Source organism: Streptomyces sp. DSM 40750 (assembly GCF_024612035.1).
Taxonomy (GTDB): Bacteria; Actinomycetota; Actinomycetes; order Streptomycetales; family Streptomycetaceae; genus Streptomyces.
Window position 1 is genome coordinate 3742317 of the sequence record NZ_CP102513.1, and the last position, 26398, is coordinate 3768714.

The following is a 26398-nucleotide window of genomic DNA, read 5'->3' on the forward strand; positions in this document are numbered from 1 at the left end:
CGTCATGTCTGCACCAGAGTGGCGCGAGGGCTTACACTGCCGAAGTGAGGGACCCCGCGATCCAGCAACTGGTGCTCAAGATCCACAGTCGGTGCGACCTGGCGTGCGACCACTGTTATGTGTATGAGGCATCCGACCAGTCGTGGCGTTCACGACCGACCGTCATCTCCGAGGAAACCCTCGATCAGGTCGCGCGTCGCCTCACCGAGTATGTGCTGGCGAGAAATCTGGAATCCGTCACGGTCATTCTGCACGGCGGTGAACCCCTCCTCGCCGGGCCGGCCCGGCTCAGAAGAATCTGCGCGGAACTCACCCGCGCTCTCGCCCCGGTCACCGCACTCGATCTGCGCATTCACACCAACGCCGTGCGATTGAACAGAGATCATCTGCGGGTCTTCGACGAATTCGGGGTAAAGGTCGGCATCTCCCTGGACGGGGACCGTGTCGCCAACGACCGCCACCGGCTCGACCGCCGGGGCCGCAGCAGTTACGACCGGGTCCTGAGGGCCGTCGAACTGCTCCGCCTCCCCGAACACCGGCATCTGTACCAGGGGCTCCTGTGCACCGTGGACGTGGCCAATGACCCGGTGGCGGTGCACGACGCGCTGACCTCCCTCGATCCGCCCCGCATCGACTATCTGCTCCCGCACTCCACCTGGGACACCCCTCCCCCCGGCCATGAGCCCGGCGGCCCGGCGACGCCATACGCCGACTGGCTGCTGAAGGTCTTCGACCGGTGGGAGGAGCAGGGGCGCCCCATGCCGGTGCGCACCTTCGAGTCGGTGCTCAGCACCCTGCGCGGCGGCCCCAGTCTCACCGAGGCGCTGGGGCTCGCGCCGTCCGATCTGGCGGTGATCGAGACCGACGGCACGTTCGAGCAGGCGGACTCGCTCAAGACGGCGTACGAGGGTGCCCCGGCGACCGGCTACGACGTCTTCCGGCACGGTTTCGCGGAGTTCGCCGAGCATCCCGGCGTCCGGGCCCGCCAGTCGGGCATCGCGGGAGTCAGCGAGACCTGCCGCCGCTGCCCGGTCGTGGAGTCCTGCGGCGGTGGCCTCTACGCCCACCGGTACAGCAGCGAGAAGGGCTTCGACAATCCCTCGGTGTTCTGCGCCGACCTGCGGGGGCTGGTGGAGGGGATCGCCGAGCGGATCACCGAGCGCGCCCTCCACCCGGCGGTCTCCGACGCCGAGGAACTCCGGCTGTCCCAGCTGGAGTTGGACCGAGCCCTACTGACCCGCGTGAACGCCGCGCTGGCGGGCGGCCCCGAATGGGACGCGGCCTGGCGGGTGCTGGTCGAGCTGGACTCCGACGGCGCCACCGCCGCGCACCTCAACACCGTCCTCGCCCACCCGTATCTGCGGGCCCTGCTGCGCCGCTGCCTGGACGGCCCCGCAGACCTCCCCCAGCTGATGGCGGCGGTCACCGCGGCAGCCGTACTGGCGGAGACGGAGACCACCCTCACCTGGCACCAGCCCGGCCGGGACCTCCACCTCCCGACCCTCGGGACCCTGCGGCTCTCGGCACCCGGGCGGGTCGTGTGCGCGGTCACGGCGAGCGGTCTCCAGGTGCGCGGCACGGATGACGACGGCACCGAACTCACCGTTGAATGGCGGCCGTTGGAGGCCACGGAACTCACCGACGGACCGACGCTGCTCATCGACGACGCCGACCCGTACCGCGACTGCTTCGAGGCGCCGGTCGCGGACCCGCTGTCCCCGAGCGACCTGGCCCTCTTCGGCAAGCGGCTGCGCGCGGCCCACGAGGCGCTGGACAGTCAGGAGCCCGGCTGGCGCAAGGGCGCCAACGCACCCCTCGTCACCACGGTCACCCCCCTCGCGGCGGGCTCCGGACTACGGCTCGGCACGCACGCGTTCGGCGCGCTCGGTGTCGCCGTCGACTTCGAGTCCGACGAGTTCGTACGGGAACTGCCGCTCCTGGGACGCAGCTCCCGGCTCGCCGCACTGCGGGAGATCACGGACCTGAACGTGCCGGGCAGCGCCGCCGGGCGGTTGCTCGACGAGGCGAGCGCGTGTGTGGGAAGGGCCGGCGCGGCCCGGTCCGCCACCGCCGAACCGCTGCTGCGGCGGGCGCGCGAGGCCCTGGACACGCTCGCCTCCTCCTCGGAACATCAACTCACCGAGAGCGGAGGCTACTTGGCGACCGAACTGCGTACGGAGCTGGCGGTGGTGCATGGTTGATGTCACTCGACTCCCGGACCTCCTCGCCCGCTTGGGCGTCCGACCGGGCGGCGTCCTCATGGTGCACTCCTCGCTGCGCGGCACCGGGTGGAGCCCGACCGAGGTACGGAACGCCCTCCTCGACACGCTCGGCCCCGACGGCACGCTCGTCGTGCCCGCCTTCACCCCGGAGAACTCCGACACCTCCCCCTCGTACCACAGCCGTACCGAGGGGATGACCGAGCGGGAGAAGGCCGACTTCCGCGCGTCGATGCTCCCGTTCGAGCCGAACGCCACACCCTGCCCGACCATGGGCGCGCTCGCCGAGTGCGTGCGGACCACGCCCGGCGCGGTCCGCAGCGCCCATCCGCAGACCTCCTTCGCCGCGATCGGGCGCCGGGCCGAGGAGCTGCTCGCCGGCCACGACCCGTACTGCCACCTCGGCGAGCGGTCCCCGATGGCCGCGCTGTACAGGGCGGACGCCCAGGTCCTGCTGCTCCGCGTCGGCTTCGAGGTGTGCACCGCCTTCCATCTCGCCGAGTACCGGATGACCCCACCGCCCCCGACCCGGACCTACCGCTGCGTGGTGGAGGACAAGGGCAACTGGATCGAGTACGAGGACCTCTCCCTCTACGACGGCGACTTCGCGGCGATCGGTGCTCGTTTACCTCATGGTTTGTTCACGGAATGGGATTTCGCGGGAAAACCGACGTTTCTGTTCGGGATGCGCGATGCTGTCGACACAGCCCAGCACCTGATGTCCGGATATCGCTCTGAAATGACGTGAAACGAGCCATGTGCCGGGGGAGTTGATCGGGCACATTGTTGGTTCCGGCTGGAGGGCGCCTGGGCGGGGGCACACGAGGGCATCGAAAGGCGGGGGCGTGTGGACACTTCTGCGCGGGGGCGGGCTCCGGACAATCGTCCGTACTTTTTTCTCAGTTATGCGCACACTCCGCCTTCGGGACCGGACAGCGGTGATCCCGACCACTGGGTGCACACGCTGTACAAGGATCTGTGCGCGGACGTCCTGGCCCTCACCGCTCATCCGCGGGGGACGCCCGCGGGATTCCTGGACCGGGAGATGCGGTCCGGGGAGGGCTGGCCGGACCGGCTCAGTGAGAACCTGGCGCACTGCCGCGTGTTCGTCCCGCTGTACTCGCCCCGCTATTTCTCCAGCGACAACTGCGGCCGCGAGTGGTTCACCTTCGACGAGCGCATACGCGAGGCACGCAACGCCGGCCTCGGTGACATCCCGGCCATAGTCCCGGCACTGTGGACGGGCATGGACCTCGAAGGGCTCCCCGAGTCCGTCCGGCAGATCCAGGTCGAGCGCTCCAAGTTCAGCGAGCGCTACACGTCGTACGGGATCTACGGACTGATCAAACTCAAGCGGCTGCGGGACGAGTACGAGGAGATCGTGTTCGGCCTCGCCCAGCGGATCGTGCAGGTCGCCGAGAACACCCCGCTGCCGTCGAGCCGGCCCCGGCCGTACGAGTCCACGCACAGCGCGTTCCGACCGCACGGCGAGGGGCCGCGCCGTATCCACCTCACCGTGGTGGCGCCGAGCCGGAGTTCCGTACCGGAGGGCCGGGACGCCACCCCGTACGGCGAGGACGCCACGGAGTGGAACCCGTACCACGGTGAGGCGAGGCGCCCGCTGTCCGCGCTGGCGGAGGAGTTGATCCGATCGCTCGACTACCGCATCACCGTCTCGGACTTCGACCTCCCGGACCCCGGCACCGACGGCCTCACCGCGGCCGACTCCGACGCGGACGGGACCGGGCAGCCGCCCGAGCCCCAGCCGGGGATCCTGCTGCTCGACCGCTGGGCCCTGCTCGACCGGGACCGGCGGCACCGGCTCAAGACGTTCGACTCGGCCGCCCACCCCTGGGTCGGCGCGATCGTCCCCTGGAACCGCCTCGACCTCCAGTGCCGCGGTGAACAGGGCGAGCGGCTGAAGGAGCAACTGGAGGACACCCTGCCGCTGATCCTGGAGCGGGGGCGCCGCGCCAAGTGCTGGGCCGCGGTCAACGGCGTACCCACCCTGAAACAGTTCACCGAGATACTGCCGGTGGTCGTGGCCCAGGCGACCCGGCAGTTCCTCAGGCACGCGAAGGCCCACCCGCCACCCGGCCCGGTCACACCCCGGCCGCGGCTCAGTCTCGCCGGCCCGACCGACCCCGATGCGGATTCCGACCACGGAGGACAAGAATGACTGCCCGTCAGGACGGACGCATCATCACCTTCTACTCGTACAAGGGCGGTACGGGCCGCACGATGGCCCTGGCCAACGCGGCCTGGATCCTGGCCGCCAACGGCAAGCGCGTCCTGGCCGTCGACTGGGACCTGGAGGCCCCGGGCCTCGACCGCTTCTTCCAGCCCTTCCTCGACCTGAGCGTCCTCGCGTCCACCACCGGGGTCATCGACATGATCACCGAGTACTGCTGGGCCGCGACCACCGGAGGCCCGCGCACCGGCCCCTGGCACCGGGACTACGCCCGCGTCGAGCAGCACGCCGTGTCCCTCAGCCCCGAGCGGCTCGGGCTGTCCTTCCCCGACGGCGGCTCGCTCGACTTCCTCTCCGCCGGCCGGCGGAACCGGGAGTACTCGGCGACCGTGTCGTCGTTCGAGTGGGACAACTTCTACGAGCGGCTGGGCGGCGGCCAGTTCCTGGACGCGCTGCGCGAGGACATGAAGGGCTCGTACGACTACATCCTGATCGACAGCCGTACCGGCCTGTCGGACAGCGCGGACATCTGCACCATCCAGATGCCCGACGTGCTCGTCGACTGCTTCACGCTCAGCGGCCAGTCCCTGGACGGGGCCGCCGCGGTGGCCCGCAGCGTCGAAGGGGGCCAGCACAAGCGGCGGATCAGGGTGCTGCCGGTGCTGATGCGCATCGACGAGGGCGAGAAGCGGAAGGTAGACGCGGGCCGCGCCCTGGCCCGGCTGCGGTTCGAGGGGCTGCCCCGGGGCCTCGACGGCGGGGAGCTGAGCGCCGAGCAGCAGGACGCCTACTGGGGCGCGATGGAGATACCGTACGTGCCGTTCTACGCCTATGAAGAGACGCTCGCGACGGTCGGGGACAAGAGCAACATCGCGAACTCCCTGCTGTCCGCCTTCGAACGGCTGACGAAGGTGATCTCCGACGGCGAGGTCACCGCGCTGCCGCCGGTGCCCGAGCCGGTGCGGCAGCGCTGTCTGGAGGCGTTCACCCGGCGGCAGCCGATGACGGACATCGTCGTGGTGTACGCGGCGGAGAACCGGATGTGGGCGGACTGGGTGGAGGCCGTCCTGAGGCAGACCGGCTGCAACGTCACCCTGCACGACGTGTCCGCCGGCCCGCCGGAGCACCTGGACACGGCGACCCGCGCCCTGCTGCTGCTGTCCCACGCCTTCCAGAAATCCCGGCACGCCCACGCGACCTGGCGCTCCCTCACCGACACCGCCCTGGCGATGCCGCGCACCACGACGGTGCCGCTGCGCGTCGACGAGGCCCGCTTCCCCGACGCCTACGTCGACCACGAGCCGGTGGACCTGTACCGGCTCGACGCGACCCAGTGCGTCGGTGCCCTGCTCGGCGCGCTGAAGCTGCCGGAGCGGCCCGACGACCTCGCCACCGTGGAGCCCCGCTTCCCTGGCAGCGCCCCCACCGTGTGGAACGCCCCGCAACGCAACACCACCTTCACCGGCCGCGGACGGATCCTCGACGAACTGCGCGAGCAGCTCCGCGGCGGGTCGTCGGCCGTGGGCACCCAGCCCAAGACCCTCTTCGGCCTCGGCGGCGTCGGCAAGACACAGGTCGCCCTGGAGTACGTGCACCGGTTCATGGCCGACTACGACCTGGTGTGGTGGATCTCCGCCGAGCGCGGCGACGGCGTCACCTCCGCCCTGGCCGAACTGGGTGCCCGGATCGGCGCGCCCGGCGGCGACGACATGACGCAGGTCAGCCGGGAGACCATACGGATGCTCGCCGAGGGCGTGCCGACCAAGCGCTGGATCCTCGTCTTCGACAACGCCGACAACCCCGAGGAACTCACCGGGTTCTTCCCCCAGGGCGGCGGGCACATCCTCGTCACCTCCCGCAACCAGACCTGGGAGCAGCGGGGCACCTCCCTGCCCGTCGACGTCTTCCCGCGTCAGGAGAGCGTCGAGCACCTCTCCCGGCGCGCCCCCGGACTGAGCGCCGACGAGGCCGACCGCGTGGCGGAGGCGGTGGGCGACCTGCCGCTGGCCGTGGAGCAGGCGGCGGCCTGGCTCGCCGAGACCGCCACTCCCATCGAGGAGTACCTGCGGCAGCTGAACGAGCAGACCACCGGTGTGCTGGACCTCAACCAGGCCTCCGACTACCCGGAGACGGTGGCGGCGACCTGGAACATCTCGATCGCCCGGCTGCGGGAACGCTCCCCCGCCTCGGTCCGGCTGCTCCAGCTGTGCGCCTTCATGGCCCCCGAGCCGATCTCCTCGCACCTGCTGTACAGCAAGGAGCTGCTCGACGAGCTGAAGAAGGTCGACCCCAGTCTCCAGGAGAGCCTGATGCTGGGCCGGGTCATCCGGGAGATCGGCCGCTTCGCCCTCGCCAAGGTCGACCAGGCCAGCACCAGCATCCAGGTCCACCGGCTGGTGCAGGCCGTGATCCGCTCCCGGCTCACGGAGGAGGAGCAGCGGCAGGCCCGGCACGTCGTCCACGCCATGCTCGTCGGCGCCCGTCCGCCCGGCGACGAACCCATCGATGACGCCGAGACCTGGCCTCGGTTCGCGATCATCTGGCCGCATCTGGCCGCCTCCGAGCTGCGCAGGTGCCACGAGGCCGAGCCCCGCCGGCTGCTCATCGACCGGGTCCGCTACCTGTGGAAGCGCGGCGACTTCCCCGGTGCCCGGAAACTCGCCGAGGACCTGCTGGGGTACTGGAAGGAGACGCTCGGCAAGGACGACATGCAGTACATGTACCTGCACGGGCAACTCGCCAACGTGTTGCGCACCCAGGGGCGTTTCGTGGAGGCCCGCGACATCGACGAGGAGGTGCGCGAGCGGCAGCTGAGGGTCCTCGGCCCCACCCATCCGCACACCTACGTCACCACCTCCAGCCTCGCCAGCGACCTCGCCGCCATGGGCGAGTACACCCGGGCGGTGGAGCTCGCCCGCGAGGCCCACCAGGGGTTCCGTCAGATCTTCGACGAATCCAACAGCCGTACCCTCAACGCGGCGAACAACCTCGCGCTCGCGCTGCGCATGGTCGGCCACTACAACGAGGCCCGTGACGTCGACCAGGACACCTACGCTCGCCGCCGCGAGGTCCTCGGCCCCGACCACCCCTACACCCTGATCTCGGCCCAGGGCCTCGGCCGCGATCTGCGCGAGGTCGGCCGCTACACCGACTCGGTGGCGGTCCTGTCGGAGGCGTACGAGACGCACAAGCGGATCCTCGGCAAGGACTTCCCCGGCACGCTCAGCTGCGCCAAGTCGCTCGCGGTGTCGCTGCGGCGGGCGGGCCAGTTCGTGGACGCGCACCGGCTGACCCGGGCGACGCTCACCCAGTACCGGACCCAGTACACCCGGGACAAGTATCCGGAGCCGATCCCGGACTCCCTCGCCTGCGAGCTGAACCTGGCGGCGGACCTGTACGCCGCCGACGAGCCCGACCGGGCGCGGGAGACCGTCAGGAGCGTGCTGGAGCACTATGTGAAGGTCCCGGGCAAGGAGCACCCCTACACCCAGGCCGCGCTCAACAACCTGGGTATCTATCTCTGGGCCTGCGGGGACGCCGAAGAGGCCGGGGATGTGTTCCGGCAGGTGACGGAGCGCATGGCGGCGACCCTCGGCGACGAGCACCCGCACACGCTTTTCGCCCGCGCGAACCACGCCAACGTACTGGCGGAACAGGGCCGTCCGGAGGAGGCCTGGGCCCTGGAGGAGCCGGCCCGCAACATCCTCAAGTCCGTCCTCGGCCCCCAGCACCCCGAAACCCTCGCCGTCATCAGCAACTCCGCGCTGACGCTGCGCTCGCTGGGGCGGGAGGAGGAGGCCCAGCGGCTGCGTGAGGCGACCCTCGCCGACCTGCGCCGGCTCAGTCGGCAGCTGGGTGAGGGGAACGGGATCACGCGGCTGGTGGGGCAGCGGCGGCGGGTTTACCGGGATCTGGAGCCGCTGGCGGTGTGACGTCCACGTCATGGGGTGGGGGGCTGCGGATGCGTTGGGGGGTGCGGGTGGTGTGTGGTTGCTCGCGCAGTTCCCCGCGCCCCTGAAGGACTCCGGGCGCGCCCCATGCCGTTGAGGGGCGCGGGGCTGTGACATATGCGGCTCCGCCGCGATGGGGGTCCCTCCCGCTCGAGCGAAGTCGAGAGTGGGAGCGATTAGCCCCCACACACCCGCAGACACATCACGCCACTGACGCCGCGCTCGGCTCGGTCGTGGTGAGGAGCCAGCTCAGGACGTCCGGCAGAGCCCGAATCGCGGCGAAGTGGGCGGCGGCGGGTTCGCAGACGGCGATGGCGTGGGGGATGCGTTCGGCGAGCCAGGAGGAGTGGGCGGACGGGGTGAAGACGTCCTTCCCGGCATGCCAGAGCAGCACAGGCACCTTGATCTCGGCGGGATCGAACCCCCAGGGGCCGGTCAGCGCGAGCGCGTCGTCGATCCAGCCGTACGGCGAGGTCCGCAGCGCCTCTTGGTAGTTGCGCAGCAGCATCGACCGGATGCCGTCGTCCGAGACGATCATCCGGTCCTCGTCCGTGAGGTCGCCGCGCAGTTCGTCGAGCAGCCGGGCGGGGTCGGAACGGATGGCGGCCGACCGGGGGATCAGCCTGGCGACGAATCCCCGGGGATCGGTGAGCGCCGTATGGAACTCACGGACGTTGTGCGGCGCCATCCCCGCGAACCAGTCGAGCCCCTCCGCGTCCTGCGGCGCGAGCGTCACGAGCGCGGCCGCCCGGGTCACCCGGTGCGGCAGCAGCGCGGCGCAGGCCAGCGCGTGCGGGGCCCCGCCGGACCGGCCCACCACCGCAAAACGCTCCAGCCCCAGTGCGTCCGCGACGACTTCGACGTCCTCCACGGCGTCCACGACCCGCCGCCCCGGCCGCCGGTCCGAGCCCCCGTACCCCGGACGGTCGTAACTGATCAGCCGCGCGCCGCGGTGGTACAGGAACATGGACCGCGGTCTGGGCCCCACCCTGCTCCCCGGCATCCCGTGCAACAGGAACACCGGCCGACCGTCCGGATCCCCCGCGCACTCGACCCGTAACCGCCGCCCGTCGGCCGTCCGGACATGGTCCGGCGCCCGTACGAGGTCATGCACAGCGTTCCCCCTCCCTCGGTCCGCAGACCGGGACCACGCTGCCCGAACATTTCCCACACGCCTACCCCGCGAAACGAATATGCAGGTCAAATAGGTTCGAATCAAAGGGAACTGATTTCCCGTCAGTTACCTCCTTGACTTCACCATCCCTTCAGGTCAGATTCGATGCTCCGCACCACGTCCGGGACGCGGGGAACCCGTTCGCCTCCCGGGGAACAGCACGGCCACCCGTCCCTTCGCGAGGCTGGAGCGTCCTGCATGTCCAAGAGCGCGGATCCTGAGAGACGTACGGCGGCACAGGCCGGGCCTTCGCGCCGGCGGGTGCTCGGCACGGCCGCGGGCGCGGGTGCCGTACTCGCGACGACCGGTGGGCTCGCGGGGACGGCCGCGGCCGCCGCCCCGCCCCTGCTCGGCACCTACGACGTCGTCGTCATCGGCTCCGGGGCCGCCGGGATGACCGCCGCGCTCACGGCGGCCAAGCAGGGGCTGAGCTGTGTCGTCGTGGAGAAGGCGGGGACGTTCGGGGGGTCCGCGGCGCGCTCGGGGGCGGGGATCTGGCTGCCGAACAACAGCGTGATCAAGGCGGCCGGGGTGCCGGACACACCGGCCAAGGCGGCCACCTACCTCGCCGCCGTGGTCGGGGACGACGTGCCCGCCGACCGGCAGAAGGCCTTCCTCGACCACGGGCCCGCCATGCTGTCGTTCGTCATGGCGAACAGCCCGTTGCGGTTCCGGTGGATGGAGGGGTACAGCGACTACTACCCGGAGCTGCCGGGCGGGCTGCCGAACGGGCGGTCCATCGAGCCGGACCAGCTCGACGGGAACGTGCTGGGCGATGAGCTGGCGCGGCTGAATCCGGCCTATCTCGCCGTCCCGGCCGGGATGGTGGTGTTCAGCGCCGACTACAAGTGGCTGGCGCTGACCGCGGTGAGCGCGAAGGGGCTGGCCGTCGCCACGGAATGTCTCGCGCGGGGCACGCGGGCGGCACTGCTCGGGCAGAAGCCGCTCACCATGGGGCAGGCACTGGCGGGCGGACTGCGGGCCGGGCTGCTCGGCGCCGGTGTGCCGGTGTGGCTCAACACCCCTTTGACGGACCTGCACATGGAGAACGGGGCGGTGACGGGAGCGGTCGTCACCCGCAACGGCTCCCCCGGACTGGTCCGCGCCCGCCGGGGCGTGATCGTCGGCTCCGGCGGCTTCGAGCACAACGCGGCCATGCGGGCGCAGTACCAGGAGCAGCCGGTCGGGACGCAGTGGACGGTCGGAGCGAAGGAGAACACCGGGGACGGGATTCGCGCCGGGCAGCGGGCGGGCGCCGATGTGGACCTGATGGACGACGCCTGGTGGGGGCCGGCCATCCCCACCCCCGGCCAGCCGTGGTTCTGTCTCGCCGAACGCACGCTCCCCGGTGGGCTGTTGGTCAACGCGGCCGGTGCGCGGTTCGTCAACGAGGCGGGGCCGTACAGCGATGTCGTCCACACGATGTACGAGCGCGACACCCCGTCCGCCGGGCACATCCCGGCCTGGCTGATCGTCGACCAGAACTACCGCAACCGGTACCTCTTCAAGGACATCGCGCCGACCTTCCCGTTCCCCGCGGAGTGGTACGACGCCGGGGCCGTCCACAAGGCGTGGACCCTGGACGCGCTCGCCACCGCCATCGGTGTCCCGGCCGCCGCCCTGCGCTCCACCGTCGACCGCTTCAACTCCCTTGCCCGGCAAGGAGACGACACCGACTTCGGGCGCGGCGACAGCGCGTACGACCACTACTACACGGACCCGTCGGTCCAGCCCAACTCCTGCCTGGCACCCCTGTGGCTACCGCCGTTCTACGCCCTTCGGATCGTCCCGGGCGACCTCGGCACCAAGGGCGGCCTCCTCACCGACGCCCGCGCCCGTGTCCTGCGCCCGGACGGTTCGGTGATCCCCGGCCTGTACGCGGCGGGCAACGCCAGCGCCGCCGTGATGGGCCGCAGTTACGCGGGCGCCGGGTCGACGATCGGCCCGGCGATGACGTTCGGCTATGTGGCGGCGCTGGACATCGCGGGGAAGCCGTAGGTCAGCCCAGGTGTCGTAGATCGATCCACGGGATCGTGTCGCCGTCCAGCAGATAGCGCTCGGTCTCCGTGAACCCGTGCTTGAGCGCGAACCGCAGTCCGTCCCCGTTCGATTCCAGTACGCAGGTCTCGATCACCCGGGCACCCAGCTCCCGCGCCCGCCGCGACGCCCGCTCGTACAACTGCTCGCCGAATCCGCGCCGCCGGTGTTCGGCGAGCACCCGCGCGATCACCGTGGCCGTGGCGGTGTCCCCCTCGGGCGGACGGACCGTGGAGTTGCCCACGAGGACGCCGTCGGCGTAGGCGAGTTCGAGGTGGTGGCGTACGGCGCGCTCGCGGACGTCGTCGAGGGAGAGCAGGTGTGTGGGGATGATCGTGTTGTGGACGTACCGCCAGGCTTCGAGTTCCTCGTCGCCGGCGGCACCGTCCACACGTCTGATGTCGAGGTCGGTCACGGAGTGAGCCTAGACACGTCATCGTCGTCGAGCAGCGCGTATGCCCGTACCGGGAACGTGCCCATGCCTTCGACGGCCGGTGGTGCGGCGTGGAAGCGGAAGCCCTGCGGGGGCAGTTGCTCCAGGCCGCGCAGGTGTTCCACGACGGGAATGCCGGCGGCGAGCAGGCCGGTGTGGGCGGGGCGGGTGCCGTCGTCGGTGTCGTCGATGTTGAGGGAGTCGATGCCGACGAGTGCGGCGCCCTGCTCGACGAGCCGGGCCACGGCGTCGGCGGTCAGGTAGGGGTGGCCCTGCCCGTACTGGTCCGTGCCCCAGTGCCGGTCCCAGCCGGTGTGGATCAGCACGGCCCGCCCCGTGACGTCGTACGGCAGCAGCGCCTCCCGGTCCACGGCCCGGCGCCCGGTGTCCTGGACGCGTACGACGATGCCGTCGAGGTCGGTGAACCTGTCGATCGGGAGCGCGGCGAGATCGTGTCCGCCGCCGAACCGGTGGTAGGGGCTGTCGAGGTAGGTGCCGGTGTTGGACACCATCGAGATACGGCCGATGGCGAACTCGGTGCCGGGCGCGTAGATCGCCCGCGAGGCGTCCCGGGTGAGGTGCTCGCCGATCTCGGGCGCGGGAAGCCCCGGGTAGGTGACCATCCCGTGCCGGATGCGGTGGCTGAGGTCGACGACCTGGCGCCCGCCCCTCCCCCGCACGGTCTTCCGGCCCGCGCCCCCGTCACCGTGCCGTACGCCGTTCCGGCCCTGCTCAACGCCCTGATCACCACTGTGCTCGCTCATGCCCCGATCTTCCATGCAGTGTCACTTCACCACAAGCAAGATTTACTGAAGCGGCGCTACAGTACGGCTTATGGAACTGGACCCCCGTCGGCTGCGCGTCCTGCGTGCGGTGGCGTTGCGCGGTGGTGTGGTGGACGCGGCCAAGGTGCTGCATCTGACCCCGTCGGCCGTGTCCCAGCATCTCGCGCAGTTGGAGCGGGAGGTGGGTCAGCCGCTGGTGGACCGTTCGCGGCGCCGGGCGGGGCTGACTCCGGCGGGCCGGTTGCTGGCGGCGCGGGCCGAGCGCATCGAGCAGGAGCTGGCCGAGGCGCGCCGTGAACTCGCCGAGCTGACCGGCCGTTCGACCGGGCCGGTGACGGTCGCCGCGTTCTCCTCGGCGGTCTGCCACCTGCTCGTCCCCGCCCTCGCCGCCCTCGCCCGCACCCACCCCGGTCTGGAACCGAGGGTGGTGGAGGCGGAGGGCCCCGAGGCCTGGCGCGAGCTGCGCACCGGCGGTCTGGACCTGCTGGTGGTCGAGTACGACGCCGATGATCCCGATCCGGACGAGCAGTGGCGCGACCTGGCGTCCGCGCCGGTCGCCGACGACGAGTACCGCGTGATCACGCCCGCCGACTGGTCACCGCGGCCCCGCTCGGTGCGGGACCTCGCCGATCGCCCCTGGATCGCGGCCCCGCCCGCCACGGCGTGCGGCCGCGCCCTGACCCGCATCTCCGCCCAGTACGGCTTCACCCCCCACCGCGCCCACACCGCCCTGGAGTTCCCGACGGCCCTGTCCCTGGTCCGGGCGGGCCTGGGCGCGGCTGTCGTCCCGACGCTGGCCCTCACCGAAGCCCCACCCGACACCGTGGCCCTCCCCACCGTCCCGATGGCGGGCCACCGCCGCATCGCCGCGGTATGGCTCGCGTCTCCGTCCGGCCCCCAGCCCCTGACATCGACTCTGGTCGAGGCGCTCCGCCAGTCGGCCACGGACTTGGGGCTGGACCCTGCGACTTCCGGCTGACCGGAGCTCCTTGAAGGGGCGCGGGGACGCCCCCCGCCACCCCACAGCCACCAGCCGAGCTCCCGGGCGTACCTCCCCTCACCAGAACACCACCTGAGTTCACCCCAGCGGCGGCCGCCGCCGGCGGATGGGCAGCAGGCCTCCGCGGGGCCGGTGCCGGACCCGGAGGCGATGCTGCGGGAGAGGCCCCTGCGGTGGCACTCCGGCTGAGCCGAGTCATGACCGAGTACGCCTAGAGCGCGTCCACGGCGCTCACCTTCCAGCCCTCGGAGGTGCGGGTGAGCGTCATCCGTACCCGGTTCAGATCCACGCGGGACCCCGTCACCTGGGTGCTCGTGGTGACCTGGTTGACGAACAGCAGGACGACGGCCTTGTCCGGTCCGGCCGACACGACGGACGCCGCGGGCCGGCCACCGTCCGCGGGTGCGGCCACCGTCGCCTTCACCACGCCGCGGTACTTCCTGGCGGTCGGTCCGACGACCGTCGTCGTGGTCCTGCGGTACTCGTCGCGAAAGGCGCCGGTGAGATGGGTGCGGGCCAGGGCGAAGTCCCGGTCGAGATGCCGGTGGTCGTACGACAGGACGACGGGCGCCGCCTTCCGCGCGGCGGCGAGCGCCTCTCCCCGCGCCTGTTCCGCGCGCCGTCCCTCCCGGTACTGCCACCCGAGCACGGCGAGGGCGACCAGACCTGCCACGAGCACGACGCAGAGCGCCATGGTGAGCAGCCGTCGCCAGGACCGTCGTACCGGCGCGCGCTCCTCCGACACCGCCTCGGACTCGGCCGCCTGGTCCGGGTCCGGTGCCGGCTCCGGCGGGTCGTCCCACCCGCCCGGAGCATCGATCACCACCGTGCGCCCGGAGTACCGCTCCTCGGCCCGTGATGGTGCCCCGTCCGCGGGGTGCTCCACGCGTCGGGTGCGCTTGGCCGCCGCGCGGGCGGCCGCGGTCATGGTGCGGCGGGCGGGGGAGCCGGCGCCGCGGCCTCGCGAGGTCGTGTTCACCACGGTCTCTCTCCTCAACTCTGGTGCCTGCTGTTCGTACGGGAGGCCGGTCGTCAGCCCACGAACTCGACGTCGGAGGTCAGCCAGCGGCCGTCCTTGAGTACGAGGTCGAGCTGGAGCCGGTACGTGCGCGCCTCCCCGTCGGGCACGGCGGTGTTGGTCACCTTGCTGTCGGCGACGACCAGAACCCGGGCGGACCGGGTGTCGGACCGCACGATGCCCGCTTCGAGGACCTGTCCCTCGGACACGGACTTGTTCTCGGCGACCAGTTCGGTCAGCTGCTCGGTCTGCGCGGCGAACTGCTCCTTGAAGTCGCCGGTGGCGCTCTTGAGCACGTTCCCGCTGTCCCGGTCGTAGTGGCGGTAGTCGAGCGAGGTGAAGTTCAGCGCCGACTGGCGGGCCGCCGCCAGGACGTCCTGCCGCCGCTGCTCCGCCGCGCGCTGCCCGGACAGCCCCACGGCCGACCAGACCGACAGCGCGGTCGTCAGGACGGTCGCGACGACGAGTCCGGCGGACAGCGCCCTGCGACGCCCCCGCTTCCCACTGCCGACGCTCATGCCATCGGTCTTCGCACCGCCGACGCTCATGCCATCGGTCTTCGCACCGCCGACATTCATGCCATCGGTCCGACGAGTAGCCATTGCCATGACTCCTTTCCGAAGACGGTCTGTTCGCCGCCCGTCGAGCCGATCTCGACGGTTGTCCCGTCCGGGCCGGTGGCGGTGCCGGTGTCCGGGTCGTACGGGGTGACGTACGTGGCCCGGTCGGCGCCGTACGAACCCGCCGAGGCGCCGGGGGCGTTCTGCGCGCCGCGCACCGAGGTGTCGCTGCCGCGCGGCGCCGTGCAGCGCGCGTCGGTGTTCGCGGGGCGTGTGCTGGTGTCGGCGGGGTCGCGCCGCTGTGTCCCGCCGTACCCCTGGGTGCACGGCGGCGGGTCGTCGGCGCCCAGGACGAGGCCGAAGTGGGTGGTGCCGTCGCCCGGGACGACCGTGTAGCTGCCGGCGACGACGACCGGGAAGGTGACCAGGGCCTGTTCGACTCCGGGCAGCCGCGCCACGGTGACCTGGCCGCCGCTGATGAGGTTGGCCAGCAGGACCGGCAGATCCGGCCGGGTGGACTTCAGCAGGGAGTCGATCTCCTGAGCGGCGGGCACCGCGTTGTCGATCAGCCGGCGCAGGTCCCCGTCACTCGACTTCAACTCCGCCGTGAGCGCCGCCAGATCGCGGGAGAACGACTTGATGGCCGAACCCTGGTCGGACTGTGTCTTGAGTACCGTCCGCGAGTCCTCGATCAGCGAGATCGTCTCCGGGAGCGTGTCGGACGCCGCCTCGACGAGTTCGTTGCCCGAGTCCACCAGCCGGCTCAGCCGTGGCCCGGTGCCGGAGAAGGCCTTGCCCAACTCGTCGACGGTGGTCCGCAGATCGTCCTTGCCGACCGAGTTGACCAGCCGGTCGAGGCTGACGACGAGGTCGGTGGTGGGCAGCGGCACCCGGGTGCGCTCGCGCGGTATCGGGCTGCCGTCGAGCAGGTACGGGCCGCCGGTCCGCCGCGGTTGCAGATCGACGTACTGCTCGCCCACCGCCGAACGGTTGGCGACCACCGCCAGGGTGTCGGCCGGAATACGAGGTGCGTGGTCCTCGATCTCCAGGGCCACCGACACCCCTGAGCCGGACAGCCGCAGCTCGCCCACCCGGCCCACCGGCACCCCTCGGTAGGTGACCTCGGCGCCGGAGAAGATGCCCCCGGACGCGGCGAAGTCGGCCCGTACGGTGTAGCCGCGGTCGAGGACGTCGTCCACCAGTCCCGTGTACTCGGCGCCGACGTACGACACACCCACGCCGGTGAGGACGGCGAAGGCGAGCAGCTGGGCCTTGACCGTACGTGTGATCACGGCTGGATTCCCTTCAGCATGAGCTCGGCGAGCGCGAGGTCGATCCCCGCCGGGAGGCGGCCCGAGTCCGCTCGGGGGCCGTAGCCCGCGGTGCACACCGGCGGGCACAGCAGGTCGTCGCCGTCCGTGGGCGCCGAAGGCTCGACCGGAACCTCCGGGGCCTTGGGCAGCGCGGTCGGCGTCGGCACACCGGGCACATCCGGGAGGTCCGGCACTTCCGGCAGGTCCGGGGTGTCGGAGCCTTCGTCACCCTCACCGGAGCCGCCGGACTCGCCGGGCTTGTCCGTGACGTTGCCGTAGATGCCCGCCAGGTCGAGGTCGGCGGTGACCGCGAGGTTGACGTAGTCGCCCTCGACGGCGTCGACCACGTTGCGCGGGAACGGATAAGTGGTCAGCAGCTCAAGGGAGTTGGGCAGGTCGTCGCCCGCCTTGTCGAGCTGCTGCAGGATCGGCCTCAGCTGCTTGAGATTGGCGACGGTGTCGTCCCGCGAGGCGTTCACGACGCGGGTACCGGTCTTGCCCAGCTTCGACAGGGCGGTGAGCATCCGTGTCAGGTCTCGGCGCTGGTCGGCGAGGACCTTCAGCGCGGGCGGCAGCGTGTCGACGGCCTCGGCGATCGTCTTCTCCTCCTTCCTCAGCCGCTTGGCCAGCCGGTCGATGCCCTTGAGGGCGCGGACGATGTCCGCGCGCTGCCCGTCGAGGCCGCCGAGGAACGTGTCCAGTTCCGTGAGCAGGGACCTGACCCGGTTCTCGCGGCCCTCCAGAGCCTTGTTGAGCTCCACGGTGATCGTCTTGAGCTGGGCGACGCCACCGCCGTTGAGGAGCGCGGACAGGGCGGACAGCACCTCCTCGATCTCCGGGTTGCGTCCGCTGCGGGACAGCGGGACGCGGTCGCCGTCGCGGAGCCGTCCGACGGGCGCGGTGCCGACCGGCGCGGCCAGCGCCACGTACTTCTCGCCGAGCATGCTGGTCTGGCGGAGATCGGCGACCGCGTTGGCGGGCAGCTTCACCGAGTCGGCGACGCGCAGTCGCACCCGGGCGTGCCAGCCGTCCAGCTCCACCTTCTCGACCGCGCCCACGGTGACGCCGTCGACCTTGACCGCCGACTGCGGCACCAGGTCCAGTACGTCCCTGAACTCGACCGTGACGTGGTAGGCGCGGCCGTCCGCCGCCGCTCCTCCGGGGAGCTGGACGTCGTACCAGCCGTTGAACCCGCAGCCCGACAGCAGCAGCGAACCGGCGGCCGTCCACGCGACCATCCGTCCCTTGCGCGCCGCGCTCATGACTCGGCCCGTACGCGGGCTCATACGTCGGCTCGCGCTCGGGCTCATACGTCGGCCCATACGTCGGCTCATGCTCGGGCCTCCAGGATTCCGCCGAGCGTGCGGTCGACCGTGCCCGTCGTGGCGGGGGCCGTCGGTACCTCGGGCAGGGAGTCGAAGAGCTTCTTCAGCTCCGCGCAGTCGGGGTTCTTGCCGCCCTCGTCCCCGGTCGTCTTCAGAAGGGAGCACAGGAGGGATGCCGGGTCCTGCGGCTCCTCGGGGTTGTTGCGGGTGTCGAGCGTCCCGGCGGAGGCGTTGTAGGCGTTCTGCAGGTTCGACAGACCCGTGGGGGCGACCTCCAACAGCTCCTCCAGCGCGGCGCGTTGGGTGACCAGGACCTTGGTGACCTTGCTGAGGCCCCGCACGTTCGAGGTCAGTGACTTCTTGTTCTTCTTCACGAACTCCGACACGTCGCCGAGTGCCGCACCCAGGTGCTCCAGCGCCGCCGCGAGGTCCTTGCGCTCCCCGGCGAGCTGCTCCGCCACGTCGGCGAGGCTGCCGTTGAACGACCGGACGCGTCGGTCGTCGGCGGCCAGCGCGGCCGTGAACACCTGGAGGTTCTGTACGGTGCCGAACAGGTCACCCCGCCCGTCGGACAGGGTGGTGACGGCCTGCGAGAGATCCTCGACGGTCTGGTTGAGGTTCTCGCCCTGGCCTTCGAGGTTGTCCGCGCTCACGCCCAGCAGCCGCGACAGGGAGCCGTCCTTGTTCGCGCCCTCCGGGCCGAGCGCCTCGGACGTGGTGTGCAGGCTGTCGAAGATCCGGTCCAGCTCGACGGGGACGGCCGTGCGCGACTCGGGAATGACGTCGCCGTCCCGCAGCACCGGGCCCTCGCGGTACACCGGCAGCAGCTGCACGTAACGGTCGCTGACCACCGAGGAGTTGATGATGGCGGCCTGCGCGTCCGCGGGCAGCCTGCGGCCCTCCTCGTACTCCAGCTCGACGCGCACCCGGCTGCCCTCCGGCGTGATCCGCTTGACCTCGCCGATACGGACGCCGAGGACGCGGACGTCCGAGCCGGGGTAGATACCGACGGTGCGCGGGAAGTACGCCGTGACCCGGACGGCCTGGGGGCGCGGCCACAGTACGCCGGCGAGCGTGGCGAGGACCGCGAGCGCGGTGAGCAGTGCCAGGGTGCGCGGAACGGACGGGCGCCTGGTCATCGTGAGCCTCCCGTACGTGGCACCACCGGGGCGGCGACCAGGTTCTGGACGTAGGAGTCGAACCACTGGCCGTTGCCGAGGGTGTTGGTGAAGACCCGGACATAGGGCGCGAGCAGCTTGACGCTCCGGTCCAGGCTCGCCTGGTTGCGTTCGAGCATCCTGACGAAGGTGTTGAGGTTCTTGAGCGCAGGCCCGATCTCCTCCCGGTTGTCCTCGACCAGGCCGGAGAGCTCGATGCCCAGCAGGGCGGAGTTCTTGAGCAGTTTGTGGATCGCGGCGCGCCGCTTGCTGATCTCCTTGAACAGCTTGTCGCCGTCCTTCACCAGCGCGGAGAAGTCCTCCGAGTGGTCGGCCAGCACCCCGGTGACCCCGTTCGCGTGGTCGAGGAGCCCGCGCAGCGCCTTGTCGCGCGAGGCCACCGTCCGGGAGATCCGTGACAGTCCCTTGATGGAGGCCCGGACCTCCTCGGGCGAGTCCTGGAAGGTGGTGGAGATCGTGTCCAGCGCCTTGGCGAGCTGTTCCGTGTCGACCTCCTCCGTCGTGGTCGTCAGGTCGCTGAACGCCTGCACGACGTCGTACGCGGACACCGTCCGCCGCAGCGGGATCTCGCTGCCCGGTTCCAGTTGGCCCGGTCCCTTCGGGTGCAGCGCCAGGTACTTCGCGCCGAGGATCGTCTTGACCCGGATCGACGCACCGGTCCCGGTGCCGAAGTCCGGGTCGTGCTTGACCTTGAAGTTCACCTTGACGTGGTCGCCGTCCAGATCGACGTCCTCGACCTTGCCGACCTTGACCCCGGCGATCCGCACCTCGTCGCCCGGCTTGAGGCCGCCCGCCTCCGAGAAGGCGGCGCTGTACGTCTCGCCGCCGCCGATCACCGGCAGGCTGTCGGCGTTGAACGCGGCCACGGTCAGCAGCGCGAGGGTGGTGAGCCCGACCGCGCCGACGACCACGGGGTTGCGGTCCCGGAACGGCTTCAGCCGCGGGCGGCCCGCCTTCCGGGGCAGCCTGATCCTCGGCAGCCTCGGTGGCAGGACGCGCACCTTCATCAGGGGCTCGGGGCGGCGGCGCCGCGTCCCGCGCGGCACGATGCGGATCCTCATGCGCCGCACCTCGCCCGCGCCACGTGGAACTCTGGGGTGAGTACCTGCTCCGTCTTCGGCAGCACGATCCGTCCGTCGAAGTCGCAGAGGTAGAAGTTGAACCACGAGCCGTAGGACGCCGTCCCCGTCAGCTCGGTGAGCTTGTTCGGCAGCCGCTTCAGCACGCCCTCCACGGTCTTCTCGTTCCTGTTCAGCGTTCCGGTGAGCTCGCCCAGCTCGGCGATGTCGTCCTTCAGCGGCGGGCGGGCGTCGTGCAGGAGTCCCGACGTGGCCTCCGTGAGGTCGCCGATGCTCACCAGGGACTTCCCGATGGGCTTGCGGTCCGTGGACAGTCCGGAGATCACCCGCCGCAGTTGCTTCAGCAGCCCGGAGAAGCGGGCACCTCGCCGGTCGAGCGTCTTCAGTACGGAGTTGAGGTTGTCGATCACGGAGCCGATCAGCTCGTCGCGGTCGGCGAGCGTCGTGGTGAGGGACGCCGTGTGCGCGAGCAGGCTGTTCACCGTGCCGCCCTCGCCCTGGAGGGTTTTGATGATCTCGGTGGCGAGTTGGTTGACGTCGTTCGGGCTGAGGGCGGCGAACAGCGGCTTGAAACCGTTCAGCAGCGCGTTGAGGTCCAGCGCGGGCTGGGTCCTGGACAGCGGGATGGTGCCGCCGGGCCGCAGCCGGGTGCTGTCGCCGACGCCCTCGGTGAGCGCGATGTACCGCTGCCCGACCAGGTTCCGGTAGCGGACGACCGCGCCGGTACTGGTGAGCAGTGGGCGGTCCGCGATGACCGTGAAGGTGACCTCGGCCAGCGTCCGGTCCTTGATCCGGATGCCCTCGACCTCGCCGACCCGCACCCCGGCCACGCGGATGTCGTCGCCCTCCTCCAGGCCGGTCACATCGCTGAACACCGCCCGGTAGGTGTCCTTCGGCGCGAAGGAGATGTTGACGATGGTGGCGGCGAGCAGGGCCGTCGCCAGGATCGTGACCAGCGCGAAGAGGCCGAACTTCACCAGCGGGGCGGCGGCTTGACGGGCTCCTGTGGTCCTCATGCGACGCTCACCGCCGTTCCCCTGGCCAGCGGGCCGAACAACAGGGTCGCGACGGGCGGCACCTCGTCCGCCGGTACGCCCAGGACGGGGGCCACGAGCGAGCCCACGGCCCGCTGCTCGGCCTCGGTGGCGGACACGTGGGCACCTCCGGGCAGGGCGCCGCCCGAACCGCCGGGCGACGTACCGTCGTTGAGCTCCGTGTGGGGTGCGGGCACCTGTGGACGGGGCAGACCCCGGCAGTCCGGCCCGGACCGCTCGGCGTAGCGCGGCTCCTCGCCGGGCTCGTACGCGGCCTGCGGGCGTACGACTTCGAGGGTGATCCGCATCCGGCCGCCCCGGAACGCCTCCTCGGACGCCTTCTCCTGCCGGACCAGGCCTTCGAGGAGGCAGGGGTACTCGGGTGAGTAGCGGGCGAACAGCTCCAGGGTGGGTCGGGAGACCCGGCCCAGCGTGATCAGCCGGTCGCCGTTCGCGTCGAAGAAGTCCTCACCGGTGGCCGCGACGGTCGCCGTGGTGCGGAGCGCGGCGGCCAGCCGGTCCTTCTTCTCGACGACCGTGCGGCTGGTGGTGACCGTGTTCCGCAGGATCCGCATCAGGTCGGGCGCCGCGTCCCCGTACACCTCGGCGACATCGGCGAAGCGCGAGATGTCCTCCTTGAGGGCCGGCAGATGCGGGTTGAGGCGGCGCAGATAGCTTTCGACGCGGGTGAGGTTTTCGCCGATCCGGTCGCCGCGGCCCTCCAGCGCGGTGGCGAACGCCGAGAGTGTGGCGTTCAGTTCAGCCGGCTCGACCGTGCGCAGCAGCGGGAGCAGGTCGTTCAGCAGCCGCTGCAGCTCCATGCCCACCTTCGTACGGTCCTGGGTGATGACGTCCCCGGCGCGGATGGGCCGGGCCGAGGAGCCGCGCGGTGCGACGAGGTCGACGTACTTCTCGCCGAACAGCGTCTTGGGCAGCAGCCGGGCGTGCACGTCCGCCGGGATGAACGCGACGTGCTCCGGCTTGAGCGCGATGTCGAGGGTCGCCTTCTCGCCGTCCGCGCGCACCGAGCGCACCTCGCCGACCAGCAGCCCGCGCAGCTTGACGTCGGCGCGCGGATCCAGCTGGTTGCCGAGGCTGCCGGCCTCCAGCGTGATGCGCACCACCGAGGTGAACGCCTGCTGGTAGACGGCCACGGCGAGCGACAGCAGCAGCGCGAGCACGGCCACGAAGGCGATGCCGTACAACCGAAGTCTCAGTACTCTCATCGACCTCACCCCGCGATCCGTACGGTCGTGTTGGCGCCCCAGATCGCGAGGCTCAGAAAGAAGTCCAGGACGTTGATGGCGACGATCGAGGTCCGCACCGCACGGCCCACCGCGACGCCGACCCCGGCGGGTCCGCCGCTCGCGTAGTAGCCGTAGTAGCAGTGCACCAGGATGATCAGTACGGCGAAGACGATCACCTTGCCGAAGGACCACAGGACGTCGACGGGCGGCAGGTACTGGTGGAAGTAGTGGTCGTACGTGCCGGTCGACTGCCCGTAGTAGACGGTGGTGATGGTGCGGGCGGCGAGGTAGGAGGACAGCAGGCCGATCACGTACAGCGGGATCACGGCGACGAAACCGGCGACCATCCTGGTGGTCACCAGGAACGGCAGCGAGGGCACGCCCATCACCTCCAGGGCGTCGGTCTCCTCACTGATCCGCATCGCTCCGAGCTGTGCGGTGAAGCCGGCGCCGACCGTGGCGGACAGGGCGAGCCCGGCCACCAGCGGGGCGATCTCCCGGGTGTTGAAGTACGCCGACAGGAAGGCCACGAAGTTGGAGGTGCCGAGCTGGTTGAGGGCCGCGTAGCCCTGGAGGCCCACCTCGGTGCCGGTGAAGAACGACAGGAAGGCGATGACGCCGACCGTGCCGCCGACGACGGCCAGCGCCCCGCGCCCGAAGCTCACCTCGGCGAGCAGCCGCACGATCTCCTTCTTGTAGCGGCGCAGGGTGCGGCCGGTCCACGCGAGCGAGCGGCCGTAGAAGGAGAGTTGGGTGCCCAGCTCCTCCAGCGAGCGGAGCGGGCGGTCGAGGAGTCGTAGAGGTCGCATCGTCGGTTCCCTCAGCCCCTCTGCGGGACGACTTGGAAGTACACCGCGGTCATCACGAAGTTGGTCACGAACAGCAACATGAAGGTGATCACCACGGACTGGTTGACCGCGTCGCCGACGCCCTTGGGGCCGCCCTTCGCGGTGAGCCCCTTGTACGAGGCGACGATCCCGGCGATCGCCCCGAACACCAGCGCTTTCACCTCCGCCGCCCACAGGTCGGAGAGCTGGGCGAGGGTGGTGAAGGACGCCAGATACGCGCCGGGCGTGCCGTTCTGGAGGATCACGTTGAAGAAGTAGCCGCCGGCCACGCCCACGACCGACACCAGGCCGTTGAGCAGCACGGCCACCACCATGGAGGCCAGTACGCGGGGTACGACCAGCCGGTGGATCGGGTCGATGCCGAGTACCTGCATGGCGTCGATCTCGTCCCGGATCTTGCGCGCCCCGAGGTCCGCGCAGATCGCCGTACCGCCCGCGCCCGCGATCAGCAGCGCGGTGACGATCGGCGAGGCCTCCCGCAGGACGGCGAGGACGGAGGCGGCGCCCGCGAAGGACTGGGCGCCGAGTTGCCGGGTCAGGCTGCCTATCTGGAGGGCGATGACGGCCCCGAAGGGGATCGACACGAGGGCCGTGGGCAGGATCGTGACGCTCGCGACGAACCACGTCTGCTGGATGAACTCCCGCGCCTGGAAGGGCCGTCGGGGGATGGTCCGCACCACGTCCAGCGCCATGGCGAACAGGTTGCCCGAGTGCCGCAGCGCTCCGGTCGGCGACAGGCTCATGCTCCGGCCACCTCCCTCCGGCGCGGTTCGGCCTCCCGCTTCGCGATGGCCTCCCAGCGGGGCGGCCTGGTGATGCCCGGACCCGGCAGCAGGCGGGGAGGCAGTTCCTGACTGCCGGGCGTCGTGGTGTGCCCGCCGTCGCCGAGCTGTGCCAGCTCCTGCTCGACCTGGGCGGCGTCCTTCTCCTCCGCCATACCGATCGGCCCCTGCATCCGGCCGTTGAGGAACTGCCGTACGACGGGCTCGTCGCTGGTCAGCAGCTTCTCGCGAGGGCCGAACATCACCAGCTCACGCCGGAACAGCAATCCGATGTTGTCCGGCACCTGGCGGGCCGAGGCGATGTCGTGCGTGACGATCAGGAAGGTGGCGTCGATCTGCGCGTTGAGGTCGACGATCAGCTGGTTGAGGTAGGCGACGCGTACGGGGTCGAGGCCCGAGTCGGGCTCGTCGAAGAGGATGATCTCGGGGTCCAGGACCAGGGCCCGTGCCAGCCCGGCTCGCTTGCGCATACCACCGGAGATCTCGCCGGGCAGTTTCCCCTCGGCGCCGATCAGTCCGACCATGTCCATCTTCTCCAGCACGATGCGCCGGATCTGGCTCTCGGACTTGCGGGTGTGCTCGCGCAGCGGGAAGGCGATGTTGTCGTACAGGTTCATCGAGCCGAACAGCGCGCCGTCCTGGAACAGCACCCCGAACAGCTTCCGCACCTCGTACAGGTCGTGCTCACGGAGCTTCGTGATGTCCCGCCCGGCGACCTTGATCGAGCCGCGTTCCGGCTTCAGCAGCCCGACGAGCGTCTTGAGGAACACCGACTTGCCCGTCCCCGAGGGGCCGAGCATGACCGATACCTCCCCGGCGGGCAGCGTCAGCGAGACGTCCTGCCAGATGACCTGGTGACCGAAGGACTTGGTCAGCCCTTCCACACAGATCTCGACACCCATCCGGTTCACCCTTCAGCCGTGGAGCAGCTCCGACATCTGCTCTACGGGGAGGGGCGGGGCGTCCGTCGCGACGAGGCCGATTTTTTTCGGACGGGTTTGCGGACGGGTCTGCGGACGGGTTTACGGATGTGTCTTCGGCCGGGTTTACGGACGGCTGGCAGGCGGCCTTACGACTCGCCGGACCTGCGTGTTTACGGGACCGCGGTCGCGGTGGGGAGGGAGAGGGGAGCGGACGGTACGACGGGCGTGTCCGGAACCGACGACCTCGACGTCACTGAGGGGACGGCGGACTCGAACGGCACATCCGATGCATCCGGTACATCAGGGACATCGGGGATGTTCGGTATGTCTGGTGTGTCCGGCAGCTCGGGCACGCCTGGGACCTCGGGAACCTCAGGAACCTCGGGCGCCGTCAGCCCCGGAAGCGAGGGCACCGAGGCCTCGGGCAAGGGCGGCACGGACAGCGGCAGCAGCGATCCGCCGTCGGCCGCGGATCCCGCCGGACCGTCGCCCGGAGCCGCCGACGCGGGCGACGAATCGCGGGGCCCCGGCGCGCGCACCCGGCCGTCCCCGTCGGTCGTGAGCGCCTCCGGGGGCCCGGACACGGAGGGCCGCGGAGCAGCCGGACCGTCCCCGCTCCCGTCGAGCGCGTACGGCAGCACGAACCCCGCCACCGCCAGGGTCGCCGCCGTCGAGGCGACGGCCACGGCCTGTGCCCTCCCGCCTCCCCGCGGCCGTCCGCGCCCGAGCAGAAACAGCACCACCCCGAGCGTCCCGGCCAGCGAGGCGCGCAGCGTCCGCCGGGCCCGGGCGAGCAGCGACTCGACGGTCCGGTAGCTCAGCCCCATCTCCATGGCGACCTGGCCGACGTCCAGGTCCTCGGACTTGAGCCGCAGCGCCTCCGCCTGCCGGGCGGGCAGCTCCCCGCTGCGCACGGCCAGCCACCTCGCCTCGGCCCGGTCGCACACCGCCTCCTCGACGGGCACCGGGCCCGGTGCGATCAGCGTGGGGCTGGTGCGCACCTCGGCCTCACGGTTGACCTGCCGGTACCGGTCGACGCACAGCCGCATGGTCACGGTCGTCAGCCAGGCGCCGAGGCGCTCGTCGTCGAGGTCCGGGCGCTCGGCGGCGCGCAGCATCGCCTCGTGCACGGCGTCCTCGGCGTCCTCCGGGCTCATCGACCTGCGCCGGGCCACCTTGAGCAACTGCTCCCGGTGGCCCCACATGTGCTGCCAACGGTTGTGGTCCGCCTCTGTCCCGGCAGGCATGGCCGCCTCTGCCCCGGCCGCTGTGGCCGCCTCTGTCTCAGCAGGCATGTCCGTC

The 26398-nt window shown here is 70.9% G+C and carries 21 protein-coding genes; 6 read left to right on the top strand and 15 right to left on the bottom strand.

Going from position 1 to position 26398, the window contains the following annotated elements; genetic code table 11:
• Nucleotides 1-44: 44 nt before the first annotated feature.
• The 4 genes from fxsBH to fxsT all read left to right on the top strand — a co-directional run bounded on the left by fxsBH (nt 45) and on the right by fxsT (nt 8342).
• Entirely contained in the window at nt 45-2201 is a 2157-nt protein-coding gene (fxsBH, locus tag JIX55_RS16760) for a radical SAM/SPASM protein FxsBH, inactivated beta-hydroxylase extension form (RefSeq protein ID WP_257564134.1), read from the top strand.
• Nucleotides 2194-2967, top strand: coding sequence for an AAC(3) family N-acetyltransferase (locus JIX55_RS16765; RefSeq protein WP_257564135.1), 774 nt, complete (start codon nt 2194-2196; stop codon nt 2965-2967). Before fxsBH ends, JIX55_RS16765 begins: the two co-directional genes overlap by 8 nt.
• A 99-nt stretch (nt 2968-3066) precedes the next feature.
• Nucleotides 3067-4398: a TIR-like protein FxsC gene (locus JIX55_RS16770; RefSeq protein WP_257564136.1), complete on the top strand. Its 1332-nt coding sequence runs from the start codon at nt 3067-3069 to the stop codon at nt 4396-4398.
• Nucleotides 4395-8342 carry an FxSxx-COOH system tetratricopeptide repeat protein gene (gene fxsT / locus JIX55_RS16775; RefSeq protein ID WP_257564137.1) on the top strand — a complete coding sequence of 1316 codons (3948 nt, stop codon included), beginning with the start codon at nt 4395-4397 and terminating at the stop codon, nt 8340-8342. Before JIX55_RS16770 ends, fxsT begins: the two co-directional genes overlap by 4 nt.
• A gap of 220 nt (nt 8343-8562) precedes the next feature.
• Here fxsT and JIX55_RS16780 read toward each other — a convergent pair whose 3' ends face one another.
• Entirely contained in the window at nt 8563-9474 is a 912-nt protein-coding gene (locus JIX55_RS16780) for an alpha/beta fold hydrolase (RefSeq protein WP_257564138.1), read from the bottom strand.
• Nucleotides 9475-9732: 258 nt separating this feature from the next.
• On the opposite strand from JIX55_RS16780, the gene kstD reads away from it, so the two are divergent.
• On the top strand, nt 9733-11532 hold the full coding sequence (kstD, locus tag JIX55_RS16785) for a 3-oxosteroid 1-dehydrogenase (protein ID WP_257564139.1): 1800 nt from the start codon (nt 9733-9735) through the stop codon (nt 11530-11532).
• 1 nt (nt 11533) lies between these two features.
• Here the strand turns inward: kstD and JIX55_RS16790 are convergent, their stop codons facing one another.
• Together JIX55_RS16790 and JIX55_RS16795 are read right to left on the bottom strand one after the other, a co-directional pair.
• Nucleotides 11534-11986 carry a GNAT family N-acetyltransferase gene (locus JIX55_RS16790; protein WP_257564140.1) on the bottom strand — a complete coding sequence of 151 codons (453 nt, stop codon included), beginning with the start codon at nt 11984-11986 and terminating at the stop codon, nt 11534-11536.
• The gene (locus JIX55_RS16795) at nt 11983-12768 is read right to left on the bottom strand and encodes a cyclase family protein (protein ID WP_257564141.1); all 786 of its coding nucleotides are present in this window, start codon (nt 12766-12768) and stop codon (nt 11983-11985) included. The genes JIX55_RS16790 and JIX55_RS16795 overlap by 4 nt, the downstream gene beginning before the upstream one ends.
• A 70-nt stretch (nt 12769-12838) precedes the next feature.
• Between JIX55_RS16795 and JIX55_RS16800 the strand changes: the two genes are divergently transcribed.
• Nucleotides 12839-13768, top strand: coding sequence for a LysR family transcriptional regulator (locus JIX55_RS16800; protein WP_257564142.1), 930 nt, complete (start codon nt 12839-12841; stop codon nt 13766-13768).
• A 232-nt stretch (nt 13769-14000) separates the two neighbouring features.
• Here the strand turns inward: JIX55_RS16800 and JIX55_RS16805 are convergent, their stop codons facing one another.
• The 12 genes from JIX55_RS16805 to JIX55_RS16860 form a co-directional block, all read right to left on the bottom strand.
• On the bottom strand, nt 14001-14771 hold the full coding sequence (locus tag JIX55_RS16805; protein ID WP_257564143.1) for a hypothetical protein: 771 nt from the start codon (nt 14769-14771) through the stop codon (nt 14001-14003).
• A 50-nt stretch (nt 14772-14821) separates the two neighbouring features.
• A complete protein-coding gene (locus JIX55_RS16810; protein WP_257564144.1) occupies nt 14822-15409 on the bottom strand; it encodes a hypothetical protein in 588 nt (195 codons plus the stop codon).
• Nucleotides 15382-16659: an MCE family protein gene (locus JIX55_RS16815; protein ID WP_257564145.1), complete on the bottom strand. Its 1278-nt coding sequence runs from the start codon at nt 16657-16659 to the stop codon at nt 15382-15384. Before JIX55_RS16815 ends, JIX55_RS16810 begins: the two co-directional genes overlap by 28 nt.
• Entirely contained in the window at nt 16656-17942 is a 1287-nt protein-coding gene (locus JIX55_RS16820) for an MCE family protein (RefSeq protein WP_257569352.1), read from the bottom strand. Before JIX55_RS16820 ends, JIX55_RS16815 begins: the two co-directional genes overlap by 4 nt.
• Before the next feature lie 68 nt (nt 17943-18010).
• Nucleotides 18011-19144, bottom strand: a complete 1134-nt coding sequence (locus JIX55_RS16825) for an MCE family protein (protein ID WP_257564146.1) — start codon at nt 19142-19144, stop codon at nt 18011-18013.
• A complete protein-coding gene (locus JIX55_RS16830; RefSeq protein ID WP_443046429.1) occupies nt 19141-20244 on the bottom strand; it encodes an MCE family protein in 1104 nt (367 codons plus the stop codon). The genes JIX55_RS16825 and JIX55_RS16830 overlap by 4 nt, the downstream gene beginning before the upstream one ends.
• Nucleotides 20241-21278, bottom strand: coding sequence for an MCE family protein (locus tag JIX55_RS16835; RefSeq protein ID WP_257564147.1), 1038 nt, complete (start codon nt 21276-21278; stop codon nt 20241-20243). Before JIX55_RS16835 ends, JIX55_RS16830 begins: the two co-directional genes overlap by 4 nt.
• A complete protein-coding gene (locus tag JIX55_RS16840; RefSeq protein WP_257564148.1) occupies nt 21275-22522 on the bottom strand; it encodes an MCE family protein in 1248 nt (415 codons plus the stop codon). The genes JIX55_RS16835 and JIX55_RS16840 overlap by 4 nt, the downstream gene beginning before the upstream one ends.
• Nucleotides 22523-22527: 5 nt before the next feature.
• Nucleotides 22528-23352 carry an MlaE family ABC transporter permease gene (locus JIX55_RS16845; protein ID WP_257548865.1) on the bottom strand — a complete coding sequence of 275 codons (825 nt, stop codon included), beginning with the start codon at nt 23350-23352 and terminating at the stop codon, nt 22528-22530.
• 11 nt (nt 23353-23363) lie between these two features.
• Nucleotides 23364-24134, bottom strand: a complete 771-nt coding sequence (locus JIX55_RS16850) for an MlaE family ABC transporter permease (RefSeq protein WP_257548863.1) — start codon at nt 24132-24134, stop codon at nt 23364-23366.
• Nucleotides 24131-25075, bottom strand: a complete 945-nt coding sequence (locus JIX55_RS16855; RefSeq protein ID WP_257564149.1) for an ABC transporter ATP-binding protein — start codon at nt 25073-25075, stop codon at nt 24131-24133. The genes JIX55_RS16850 and JIX55_RS16855 overlap by 4 nt, the downstream gene beginning before the upstream one ends.
• A 191-nt stretch (nt 25076-25266) precedes the next feature.
• Nucleotides 25267-26391 carry an RNA polymerase sigma factor gene (locus JIX55_RS16860; protein ID WP_306820010.1) on the bottom strand — a complete coding sequence of 375 codons (1125 nt, stop codon included), beginning with the start codon at nt 26389-26391 and terminating at the stop codon, nt 25267-25269.
• Nucleotides 26392-26398: the final 7 nt, after the last annotated feature.